Origin of the sequence: Variovorax glucosi, from assembly GCF_051216695.1 — a bacterium.
Classification (GTDB): Bacteria; Pseudomonadota; Gammaproteobacteria; order Burkholderiales; family Burkholderiaceae_C; genus Variovorax.
The window spans coordinates 723,807-737,195 of record NZ_JBPJZE010000002.1 but is presented as its reverse complement, the minus strand read 5'-3'; the positions used below and the strand labels follow the sequence as shown (position 1 = coordinate 737,195).

Annotated in this window: 2 protein-coding genes; both read left to right on the top strand. The window is 64.7% G+C overall.

What is annotated here, in order from left to right; translation table 11 throughout:
* Window positions 1–31: 31 nt before the first annotated feature.
* Window positions 32–832, top strand: coding sequence for a hypothetical protein (locus ACSFA3_RS11730; RefSeq protein ID WP_435505614.1), 801 nt, complete (start codon window positions 32–34; stop codon window positions 830–832).
* A gap of 3 nt (window positions 833–835) precedes the next feature.
* On the top strand, window positions 836–13,135 hold the full coding sequence (locus tag ACSFA3_RS11725) for a hemagglutinin repeat-containing protein (protein WP_435505613.1): 12,300 nt from the start codon (window positions 836–838) through the stop codon (window positions 13,133–13,135).
* Window positions 13,136–13,389 lie beyond the last annotated feature (254 nt).

The window sequence follows — 13,389 nt, the reverse complement described above, 5'->3', positions numbered from 1 at the left end:
CCGCATCGACTTTCTCGACGACTCATCCAACATGAAAAAACCAATCTCTCTCGCACTCACCGCTCTCTCGATCGCACTTCTGCAGGCATGCGGTGGCGGTCACTCCGACACGGAAGGCACGCCGGCAACCGGCGTGACAAATGCGGGCACAACCACGAACACAGGTTCGGCGAGCGCTGCCTTCATCCGCGGCACCACTGCACGCTACCAACTGACCAGCCTCGGCAGCCAGAGCTTCGGAGTGCTGACGACGAGCGCTCAAGACGCCGGGGGTGCCGTGACTGCGCTCAATACCAACGTGTTGAGCGGCGGCACCTCCGTCAAGGAAATCAGCGGCGACGCAACCTACGCCATGGGCCGATGGGCTGCGGGCACAGTCACCACCGCTTCGGGCGCCACGACGCTGACCGGCACAGATAACCGCGCCTACCACTACATCGCGATTAATGTTCCATCCGCATTTCCTGCATCGGGTTCCCTGGCATGCAGCGCCGGTGCCTTCACGGCGCCGACCTACACGGGTGGCGGCACTCCGGGCACGACCGGCACTGCCATCGGTTCGGCCACGCTGATCTTCGGCGCGAGCGGCGCGACCGTCGGCGGCTCGGTGAACGTGATCGCAGCAGGCAGCGCCGGCTCCGTCGCCCTGAGCGGATCGATCGCCACACCGAACAGCTCGTCGACCACCGGCACGTACTTCAGCAACGGCACCGGCGCGTACACGCAGATCGGCGACGCCGGCACCGGCGCCTACCTCGTCGCAAGCAGCTATGCCGTCACGCTGGCCAACGGCTCGCGCTACGTCGGCGTCGCCAAGTTCCGCTGCAGCTGAGCCATGAACAAGAACTTCCACCGCGTCATCTTCAACGTGGCGCGCAGGATGCGCATGGTCGTGCAGGAGACGGCCAGGAGCGTCGGTAGATCGACCGGCACTTCCATCCGCACTGCCACCCGCGCTTCCATCGGCACATCGTCACCACGCAGCGCAGCGGTGGGCGTTCTTGTTTTCATCGCCTCGCTGACGGCGGTTTCGGCGGCGGCACAGATTGCAGCCGATCGCAATGCGCCAGGCAACCAGCGCCCGACCGTGCTCGTCGCGCCCAACGGCGTGCCGCTCGTCGACATCCGGACGCCATCGGCCGCAGGCGTGTCGCGCAACACCTATCGGCAGTTCGACGTCAACGGCAACGGTGCCATTCTCAACAACAGCCGCACCGATGTTCAGACGCAGCTCGGCGGCTACGTACAAGGCAACCCGTGGCTCGCGAGAGGCTCGGCCCGCGTCATCGTCAACGAGGTCAACAGCAGCAACCCGAGCTACCTGCGCGGATTCGTGGAGGTTGCAGGACCGCGCGCTGAAGTCATCATTGCCAACCCGTCGGGGATCTTCGTCAACGGCGCCGGATTCATCAATGCGAGCCGCGCCACGCTCACCACCGGAACCCCGCAGTTCGGGCTCTCCGGCGATCTTGAAAGCTACGTCGTGCGAGGCGGCGCCATCGGCATCCTTGGTGCGGGACTCGATGCGAGCACGACGGATTCGCTCTCCATCCTTTCGCGCGCCTTCGAACTCAGCGGCGCGCTGCATGCGACCGACTTCAAGGTCATCGCCGGCGCAAATCGGATCTCCACCGACCTGACCGGCATCACGCCCATCGCCGGAACAAACAATGCGCCGGCCTATGCGCTCGACGTCGGGCAGCTCGGCGGCATGTATGCGAACCACATCGCGCTCGTCGTCAACGAGAACGGCGTCGGTGCGAGGAACACAGGGACGATCCAGACATCGACGGGCACTTATGCACTGGCCGGCGTGGGCAAGCTCACGCTTTCGGTGGATGGGATGCTGGAGAACAGCGGGCTCATCCGGGCAGCGTCCGATGCGGCCATCGGCGCTGCCAGGGTCGTCAACAGCGGCACGATCGAAGGCCAGCGGGTTGAACTGAACAGTGTTGCGGGGAACATCGACAACCGTGCCGGCACCATCCGCCAGACCGGCACCGCCGATCTCACCGTCGCGGCGCTGAGTCTCAGCAACACGAACGCTGGTTTTATCGGCGCAGAACCTGTCACCCCGTCGGGTAGCAGCGGCTCGGGTAGCACGGCAGCGTCGCCAGTCGTCTCCCCGGGCTCGCTCACCGCCGTCGGCGCCATCCTCAACGACGGCGGCAAGATCTACACAGGCGGCGACATCGCACTGCAGACGCCGAGCGTGAACAACGACGGCGGAACGCTCAAGGTCGCGAACCTGAATGTCGGCGGCCCCTCGTTCAGCAACGCGGGCGGCAAGCTGAACGTGACGAACGCGTTCACCGCCCATGTCGGAGCGTTCGACAACGCACGCGGCAGTCTGCATGCCGGCACCATCGGCGTCGCGACCACCGGCGATCTGGACAACCGGGGCGGCACGCTGGCGAGCGACGGCGGGGTTGGCCTCACTGTCGGCGGCGCCGTCGACAACACCGGCGGCACGGTCTCGGCGGTCGGCGCACTGCATGCCACGGTGGCGGGCGCGCTGGACAACACGGCCGGCAAGCTGCTCGGCAACACCGGTGCGACCGTTGTGGCAGGTTCGCTGAACAACACGCTCGGTGCCGTTCAATCGGCCAGTGGCGCAACCCGGCTCGGCATCGCTGACCGGTTGTCGAACGACAAGGGCAGCATCGGCGCGGGCACGGACGTGTCCATTCAAGCCGGAAGCCTTGCCAACATCGGAACCGCTGGAGAGATCCGTGCAGAGAACGACAGTACCGTCGCTGTGGTGCATTCGCTCTCCAACGGGGGCCGCATCACCTCGGGGCGCCACACCACCGTCACGGCGGAAAACCTCGACGGCAATTCCACTGGCGTACTGGGCGCAGGCATCGGTTCCGATGGCTCCCTCGGGACGACAGGCAACCTGAGCGTCGCCACAACGGAATCCCTGAAGGTCGCAGGAACTCTTCTTGCCGCTGGCAACGTCGCGCTGACCGCCATCGCCGGCAATGTCGACACAAGCGGTGCGACCGTGACCACGCCGGGCACGTTGACGGTGACGGCCAATACGTCGGCCAGCCAGTCGCTGGTCAACGAAGCCGGCACGCTGAGCGCCGGCCAGTTGAATCTGCAGGCATCGAACATCCGGAACACGCGCGCCGGACAGATCGTGCAGACAGGCACGGGGGCGACGACCATCGCCGTCACCGGCACCTTGGACAACTCGGCAGGTCGCATCGCGAGCAACGGGCAGGAGCTGACACTGGCCGCTGCAACGCTGCTGAACACCGGCGGTTTCCTGCAGCACGCCGGGGCCGGCACGCTCGGCATCGCGGCAACCACGTTCGACGGCGCGAGCGGCAGCATCGTGGGCAGCGGCGAACTGGTCGTTCGAGCCGGCAGCTTCAGACAGGACGGGGCCACGACCAAGGCCAGGCAGATCACCATCGATGCGGGCTCGCTGAGCAATGCGGGCGGCACCATCGTCCAGACCGGCACCGGTACGACCCGCATCGCAGCCGCCGGCACCCTGGACAACGACCATGGCACTGTCACGACCAACGCCATCGATGTCGAACTCTCGGCCGCGACCTTCCGCAATAAAGCCGGCAGCGTGCAGCACGCCGGGGCCGGCACGCTGGACATCAGTGCAACACAGACGTTCTCCGGTGCAAAGGGCCAGATCTCAAGCAATGGCGTCTTGTACGCCCACGGCGGCGACTTCGATCTGGACGGCGGCACCACCAGCGCCAGGCGGGTCTTCGTCGAGACAGCCAGCCTGAGCAACAGGGCCGGGCAGATCGTCCAGACCGGAACCGGCACCACCCGGATCGCCACGGCCGGGAACATCTTCAACGACGGCGGCACCATCGCAACCAACGCCACCGATGTCGAACTTGCAGCCGGCGGCACGCTGTCGAACGCAGATGGCCTTCTTCAGCACGCAGGCGCCGGATCGATGAACCTCACGGCCGGCAACTACGCTGGCCCCAGGGGAAAAATCGTCTCCAACGGTGCTCTTCGCGCCAACGTCGCCGGTGCGTTCGACCAAAGCGGCGGCACCACGACAGCGAAGCAGGTTGCCATCGACGCAGGCTCGCTCGGCAATGTCGACGGCACCCTCATCCAGACGGGCACAGCCGCCACGCGAATCTCGACCAGGGACGACCTGAACAACGACGGCGGGACCATCGCGACGAACGCCGTCGATGTCGAACTTCTTGCAGGCGGCACGCTCTCCAACGCCTCAGGAAAGTTCCAGCACGTCGGCACCGGTAACCTGAACCTCGCAGCCGGTGCGTACAGCGGCGCCAAGGGAGAACTCGTGACCAACGGCGCGCTGGTCGCCAGCGTCGCCGGCGCCTTCGGTCAGGACGATGGCAGCACCTCTGCCAATCAGGTCACGATCGATGCGGGCTCGCTGAGCAACGTGGCCGGCGACATCGCGCAGATCGGCTCGGGCGCGGCACGCATTTCGATCACCGGCACCCTGGACAACACCGCAGGTCGCATCGGGAGCAACGGATCGGATGTGACGCTTGCAGCCGCGACGCTGCAGAACACTGGCGGTACGCTGCAGCATGCCGGCACCGGCGCCATGAACATCACGGCCCCCACGTTCAGTGGTGCGAACGGCCGCATCCTCGGCAACGGGACCTTAAACGTCCGGGCCGGCGCCTTCAACCAGGACGGCGGCAACACCTCGTCCAAGCTCATCGCCATCGATGCGGCCGACATCGGCAACGTGGGCGGCTCCATCGTCCAGACCGGAACCGGCGTCACCCGCATCGCCGCGACAGGAACCCTGACCAACGACAGCGGCACCATCGCGAGCAACGGCGCGGACATGAACCTCTCGGCTGGCGGCACGCTCTCCAACGCGAACGGTCATCTGCAGCATGCCGGTACCGGCGCCTTGATGCTCACCGCAGGCAGCTACAGCGGTGCGAACGGCGAGATCACCACCAACGACGCACTCGTCGCCAACGTTGCCGGTGCGTTCGATCAGGACGGCGGCAGCACCTCGGCAAGGCAGATCACGGTCCATGCGGGCAGTCTCTCCAACCGGAGCGGAGAGATCGTGCAGACCGGCACCGCAGCGGCCACGTTGGCCGTCGCCGGTGTTCTGGACAACAGCGCCAACGGCAGCATCGCAAGCAACGGCAACCTGACCGTCGCTGCCGCTTCGCTCATCAACCGGGGCGGCAGCGTGCGCTCGGCCGGCACCGCCTCCTTGGACCTCATCACCTCCGGCCTGCTGGACAACAGTGATTCGGGCGCGATCGGCGCTGGTGGGAACGCCGTGCTGCGTGCCGGCAGCCTCATGAACGACGCCGGCTCGGTCACCGCCGTGGGCGATCTGAATGCCACGGTCACCGGCGCAACGAGCAACGTGAACGGCACCCTTGCCGCCAACGGGAACACCACCGTCTCCGCTGCCACCCTGGACAACACCCGCGGGAGCGTGGCCGCGGTCACCGGCGATCTGTCGGTGACCACCGTGGGTGCCACGGTCAATACGGCCGGCACCCTGCAGGCGGCAGGCAGCGCCTCTCTCGTCAACACCGGTCTCGCGAACACGCAAGGCAAGGTCACGGGTAACGCGCTGTCGGCGAACACCCATGGCGAAGCGCTGAACAATGCGCTGGGCACGCTCGCAGCCACGACTGCGATCGACCTCCAGACCGGCGTGCTGAACAACGACAGGGGCTTGGTCCAGTCCGGCGGTGCGATGACCATCGACACGCACGGTCAGGCATTGACGAACACGAATGCCACGGGTCATTCCTCCGGTCAAGGCGGTATCGCCAGCGGCAGCACCCTGGCCGTGAACGCGGGCAGTGTCGACAACACCGCCGGCTTCGTCGGCGCCAATGACACCCTAACGGCGAACATCGGTGGATTCACCAATAACGCTGGCGGCGTCGTGCTGGGCAAGGCCGATGTGGCCATCGCCACGAACGGCGCCACCTACGACAACCGGGGCGGCAAGACCCTGGCGCTCGGCAATCTGACGATCGATACGGGCAACGGCGCGATCCAGAACAGCGGCGCGCTTATCCGCTCGACCGGCTCCACCACGCTCGCCGCGAGCACCGTCGATAACAGCGCCACCCTCGGAACCGACCAGGGCATCGAAGGAAACAACGTCGCCATCGCTGCGACGACCTTGAACAACAACGCAGGGGCGATTCGCGCCGATGCGAATGCGACCATCACCAGCGCAGGCACGGTCAGCAACATCAACGGCCTGATATCGGCCGGCGACACGCTCGCCCTCCTCGACCCGAACCGGTCCAACGCCTTGGCCAAGACCCTCTCGGTCGTCAACACCGGCGGCACGCTCACCGCACGCAAGAGCCTGCAACTGGACGCGGCCACCTTCAGCGCCGACGGCACGCTCTCGTCCGACCAGGACCTGTCCATCGCCCTGACGCAGAATCTGGTCAACAACGCCACCGTCAGTGCCAACCGCAACCTGACCTATACGACCACCGGCACGCTGACGAACAACGGCAAGCTGCTTGCCGGGAATGTGCTCACTGTCTCGGGCAGCGATGTGGAGAACGCCGCCACCGGCGAGATGCGCGGCGACACGACCATCGTCAGAGCCAGCGGCACGCTGACCAATCGCGGCCTGATCGACGGGCGCGACACGCAGGTCGATGCGGGCGCACTGGTCAACGCACCGACAGGACGTATCTACGGCGACCATCTGTCCATTGCCGCGGGCAGCGTGCGCAACGATGCGGATGCGACTTCGGCAGCAACGATCGCCGCGCGCGACAGGCTGGACATCGGCTCGGACTCGATCGTCAACCGCGACGGCGCATCGATCTTCAGTGGCGGCGACCTGTTCATCGGCGGCGCGCTGGACGCGAACCGGCAGGCCACCGGCTCTGCCTCTCTGCTGGAGAACAAGGCCGCAACCATCGAGGCATTGAACAACGTCGACATCAAGGCGACCACGCTGAAGAACCTCAATGGCGGCGTCACCTGGCGCATGGAGCCCAAGACCGAACAGGTTCTGGAATTCGCTCCGCCTGGAAGTACCGAACGGTTCAAGGCCAGCGACGTGCTCATCGCCAGCTTTACAGCTTCCGGCTGGACCGCCGTGCCCGGCTTCGCACCCGACACCGACGACAACAACGCCAACACCCGGTTGCTCATCCCCTCGCCGAGTTACCCGCTGACGAAGTTCGCCACGTACTACGCCAAGAGTCCGGCGCCCAGCAACGACAGCAGTTACCAGATGCCCTCGGGCATTGCCGACGAAGTCGTGACGGTCAGCGTCCCGGGCGCCTGGTATGGATCTGCCGACCCGATCTGGGCGGCCTTCGGCATCACCGCGCCGGTGCGCGACATGCCTGCGGACAATCCCGTTCGACTCGATCGGGACCTCACTGTCGGCCAGACCGCCACCCAGTACGGCAAGCTCCTGGACCATCCGGTCACCCAGGCCGAGTACGACGAAGCGCAGACGTATTACGCGGCACACACGGCACTGGACCAGGCCACGCAGACGTTCGTGAACACGGTCACTGCCGGCACCTCCGGCCCGGGCGCGGCGGCTGCCACCCCGAACGGCTTCTACCGCGACTACAGCATCTGGATGTACACAGCCACGACCGACAACCCGGTGCTGTCGACCTCCGCGCCTGCGAAGATCGTCTCGGGTGGCGATATGACCCTGACGGTCGGCAGCGGCTCCGGCAGCACCAACGACATGAGCCAGATCCTGGCCGGTCGCACCCTCACCGTGACCGGCGCCACGATTGCGAACAAGCCGGTGGAGGTTCTGGCGACGACGGCCGTGAGCGGAACCGCGCTCACCACCGAAGTCGTCAACCACACGTTCTCGAGCAGCAAACGCCGCTACGACTCCGCAGTCTTCGATCTGGTAATTCCGCCGAAGACCGTCACCCTCGCAGCTGCCCGCCAGGAAGGCAATCAGAATGCCACTTCCGGCAAGGCGCCGGGTGCGTCCACGTTCACCGCGACCGGCACGAATACATCGTCTGCGGGCGCTGTCGATGCAGGCAACCGCGTCAATCCGATCCTCGAAGTGCCTTCGGCCGTCGGTGGAACACCGGGCATCACCGGCAATTCGGCATCGGTGGCGAATGCGGGCAACGGTTCCGGCGTGACCGGAGGCTCGGCCGGTGGCGCATCGACGAACGGTGCGACCTCCGCGGCCGCAACCCCTATCGGCAACGGCGCCGGCATGTCGGCAGCCACCGCATCGGGCAGCGCCGCGAGCGCCAGCACGCCGGTTTCCGGGGTGACCAAGACCGGCGCGTCGGCCAGCCAGAGCCTCGTGATCCGCACCACCGCGCCAGACACGAGCATTCCGACGGCCAGCCTCTTCCGCACAATCCCCGGCCCGGCCAGCCACTACCTCGTCGAGACCGACCCCGCCTTCGCCAGCTACCGCAGCTGGCTCAGCAGCGACTACCTGCTCGACGCCCTCGCCTACGACCCGGCCACCGTCACCAAGCGCCTGGGCGACGGCTTCTACGAACAGCGCCTGATCCGAGAGCAGGTCGCCCAGCTCACCGGCTACCGCTACCTCGAAGGCAGCAAGGACGACCAGGACCAGTACGCGGCGCTGATGAACGCGGGAGCGACGTTTGCCAAGGCCTATCAGCTGACGCCGGGCATTGGCCTCTCGGCAGCGCAGATGGCGCAATTGACCAGCGACATCGTCTGGCTGGTCGAGCAGACGGTGACGCTGCCTGACGGTACGACGCAGAAGGTGCTGGCGCCGCAGGTGTACGTTCGCGTGCGCCCGGGCGATATCGACGGCTCCGGCGCCCTCCTCTCGGCCGATGCGCTGGTCATCAGGAACCAGCCCGGCCAGGGTGACTTGATCAACAGCGGAACCATTGCAGGCCGCACGATGGTCTCCATCACCGCCGACAACGTCCAGAACCTCAACGGACGGATCACGGGTGGCAGCGTCGGGATCGAGGCGCGCAACGATCTGAACAGCATCGGTGGAACGATCGATGCGCAGAACGCGGTGAGCTTGAAGGCTGGGCGGGACATCACGATTCAGTCGACGACGCAGGCGGCAGTAGGTGCGAAGAGCAGCAGCACGCAGCTCGACCGCATCGCCGGGGTGTATGTCACCAATCCCGAAGGCACGCTGGTAGCCAGCGCCGGTCATGACGTCAACCTCGTCGGTGCGATCTTGTCGAACGCCGGTGCGGACGGTGTGACTTCCATCAAGGCCGTTAACGACATCAACCTGGGAACCATCGCCACTTCCAGCAGCCAGGACACGACCTGGAATGCGAAGAACTTCAGCCGCAGCAGCCAGAGCGCGGAGGTGGGCAGCACCATCTCGACCGACGGCACGACGGTCCTGAACGCCGGCCGCGATGTCAACATCCGCCAAGGCACCGTCTCCACCGAAGGAACACTGGCCGTTCTTGCAGGCCACGACGTCAACATCGAATCCGGCAGCGCCAGCCAAAGCCTGGACTCGGCTTCTTACAAGAAAAGTCGCGGCTTCCTCTCCAGCAAAAGCATCACACGGCAAGAAAGCACGAGCCAGACCACAATCGTCGGCAGCAGTCTGAGCGGCAAAGATGTGCTTGTCTCCGCAGGCAATGACCTGACTGTGAGCGGCAGTCAAGTCATCGCACAGGAACAACTGTCGTTGAGCGCAGGCCGCGATGTGCGAATTCAGAGCACAGAAGAGACCGCCAGCCAGAGCAGCGCCGCCACGCAGCGCAAGAGCGGCCTCTCGGCCAGTGTGCTGACAGGCGTCAGCTACGGCAAGAGCGCCGGCGCGCAGAACCAGACGGGCCAGAGCACCACGCAGATTGGCAGCACCCTCAGCGGTGGCAATGTGAGCATCGACGCCGGGCGCGATGCGCGAATCATTGCCAGCACCGTCGTGGCGGACAAGGACATCGCGATCACCGCTGGACGCAACATCGATGTGCTTGCAGCCACCGACACGCAACGTTCGGCGAGTTCCAGCCAGAGCGCAAGCACGAGCATTGGTCTGGTCTCGGGCATCGCGCCGCGTCAGACGATGTACGGCAGCATCAAAGGCGCCGAGAACGGCACCGGCGAATCCCGCACGGCCGTCACCAGCCTGCTGAGCGCCAACAACGGCAACCTGACCCTGGTCGCGGGGCTGGACCCGCAATACAAGGGAATGGGCCAAGGCAACATCACCACCGAAGGCGCCGACCTGCTCGCCAAGGACAAGGTCACGCTGTCGGGCAATGCCGTCAGGTTGATGGCCGCCACCTCCAGCGGCGACAGCGCCCATCGCGCGCAGAGCAAGAGCGTGACTCTCGGCTCGCAGCTCACGGGCGTTGTTGGCAGCCAGATCACCCGGGCCTACGACATGGCGCAGGCGTCGCAGAGCACCACGGACAGCAGGCTCAAGGGCGCACAGGAACTCAAGGCCGGCTACGACGCCTACAAGCTTGCCTCCAGCGGTGCACTCGGTGCGGGCATCGCCGATGCGGCTGCCACAGGAACCGGAGGCGACCCCTCGGGTGCCGCCTTCGGTGTGAGCGTGAGCGTCAGCAGCAGCAAGAGCCGCCAGGACAATGCCGAGAGCTTCACGCAGCAGCGCGGCACCAACATCCAGGCCGGTGCGATCGACATCACCGCCCGCGAAACCGACATCGACATGCAGGGAGCCAAGCTCCAAGCGCGAGACATCGCGCTGGATGCGAAGCGAAACATCAACCTGGTCGCAGCCCAGAACACGGCCGAGACGCAGGGCAGCAACTCCGGCAGTTCGCTGGGCTTCGGCGTCACCGCAGGCATCGGCTCTCAAAACGGCGTCAGCTTCCAACTGAGCGCCAGCAGCAGCAAGGGCAAATCCAACGGCACGGAAACCAGCTACGACAACACCCTCGTCACGGCCACCGACTCGCTCAGCATCAAAAGCGGCGGTGATACCAACCTGATCGGCGCGCAAATCGCAGCCAACCGGGTGAAGGCCGACATCGGCGGCAACCTGAACATCGAGAGCCTGCAGGACCGCACCGAGTACGAGAGCAAGCAGACCAGCGGCGGCTTCGACATGAGCCTCTGCGTGCCGCCGATCTGCTACGGCCAAGTGGTCACGGCGAGCGCGAACTACGCAAAACAGGCCGTCGACCACAACTACCGGAGCGCCACCGGGCAGAGCGGCATTGCCGCGGGCGATGGTGGCTTCGACGTCACGGTCAAAGGCAACACCGACTTGAAGGGTGGTGCCATCACCAGCGCCGCAGGCATCGGCAAGAACAGCTTCGCGACCGGCAGCCTGACCACCAGCGATCTGGTCAATACGCAAAACACGAACACCTCCAGCGAGAGCCTGAGCGTGAGCTACGGCAGCGACTGGAGCAGTGCGGCGGCCAATGCAGCCAACAGCGTGACGAACACGGCGCTGTCGAACCTAAACGGCGGGCGGGGACTGCCGGCCGACAGGAACGAGATCGGCCAGACGCTGAGCGTCCTCAGCCCGGCGAACGTGAAGATCACCGGCACGGGCAATGCGGTGACCGATGCGATGACCGACGCGAAGAGCGCCGAGAACGTCGCCACACTCACATCGAGGGACGCCGCCACGGCCAACGGTGCATTGATCAACAGCCTGACGCTGCAGCAAGCGCAGGACCTGCCAAGAAAGCAGCAGGAAGCGCAAGCCCGTCAACAAGCCGCGCAGTTGTTGGGCAGCGTGGTCGGCAATGCCATCGGGGACGTGTCGGCGCAATTGGGCTGGGCCGAAGGCAGTCCGCAGAAGATCGCACTGCATGCGCTCGCAGGCATCGTTCAGGCGAAGGTGGGTGATGGCAGCGTACTGGCCGGTGCAGCGGCTGGGGCGGTCAACGAGGCTGTGCTGCCGGCGATGGAGGGCTATCTGGAGAGCCAGGGCATCCGTCGCTACAACGCGAACGGCACGCCGAATGCCAGCTTCAGCGAGTTGCTGACTGCGGGCTCGACGCTGCTGGGTGCGGCTGTGGGGGCGACAGCAGGAGGCACTGGCAGTGCGGGTGTGGGGGCGACGGTGGCGAACAATGCAACGGTCAATAACTTCCTCAAGCACGCCGATGTCGACAAACTCGCCAAGAAGATCGAGGACTGCGGCGGCGATCCGTCCTGCAAGGACAAGGCCATGGACGAGGCCTATCGCGTCAGCGCTGCCAACGACATCGCATTGCTGAACTGCAAGAGCACGAACAGTTGCGATGTATTGAAGGCCGAGTACCGGGAGGGTTACCGTGCCATTGAGGACCTCGTTGGCAGGGGCATGAAGCCGGAAGATGTGGGCCGCGTATTGAATCTGGAGACGAACGCCCAGACGATCATCCGCAGCGGACTTGACCAGCGGCAATGCACCACACAGGCTTGCCAGGACAACGCCGCGTACCTGACGGGTATCGGCAAGGGCTTGGCGAAGATCACACCGGCAGGGTTGGTGACGGGGAGCGGCATCGCTTCCTACGAACTGACCACGGCGATCATCGACAACGGCCTCGCGGAGACGGCAGTCGCGGTGGTCCAAGGCATCGCAGGGCTACCGGCAGACCTGAAGAACAAGCTCAACAGCAACGATGCGCAGGTGCGCGGCGAGGCTCTGGTGGATACGTTGTCGCTTGCGGGTGTGGCAACTGCGGTGACGGCGAAGATGGGGCAGGTGGGGCATGCCGCTACGGTCAAGCAGTTGGAAGCGAAGGTGGCTCAAGCCGCTGAGGCTGAGGCGATTGCGAAAGCCAAGGTTGAAGGCAATTTACGTCGGGACGATGCTCAGCAATATGACCAATTTCATAACGCCAAAGGTGATGGGTGGGATTGGCAGAAGCAAGCACCTAACGACGGAGCTGTGCCCGGCACTACACAAAACACGACTATCAACGAAGGAAAAATAGTTGATCGATATGGTTCCCGGCGTGGCGAATATATGTCTCCAGTGGGCACGCCCCTTGGACAACGCTCATTGCCTCCGGGCAAGGCCGCCGACGTCTATGAACAATACATAGCTCAGAAATCGTTTGCTGTCACCAGCGAAGAAATTGCACCGGCATTCGGCCAAGTAGGAGGCGGTTCTCAACTGAGAGCGAGAATTCCCGAAGTTCCGGGTGACTACGCCTCCATCGAACAGCTAATTCAACACGGATATTTGAAAGTAAAACCATGAAAATTGAATGGGGTCCTCTATATAGGTTTGTTCCTTCAGTCACTGGACCGTCGCCCAATTGGGCGCTTCAAGAATTAGCATCAGAGCTTTTTCGACTTAATGTTGATGTCGACATAAAATTGTTGGGCGTACCAGACGCGTATCCAGATGGAGGCTGGTGCATTCACCAAGAGGATAATTTATGGCTCGTCTATCGATCCGAAAGAGGAAGAAGATCGAGCCCAGCGATCTTCATTAGCTCATTTGATGCTGCG

Coding starts and splice junctions, on each gene's coding strand:
- ACSFA3_RS11730 (WP_435505614.1), top strand. CDS start 32: ATGAAAAAACCAATCTCTCTCGCACTCACCGCTCTCTCGATCGCACTT.
- ACSFA3_RS11725 (WP_435505613.1), top strand. CDS start 836: ATGAACAAGAACTTCCACCGCGTCATCTTCAACGTGGCGCGCAGGATG.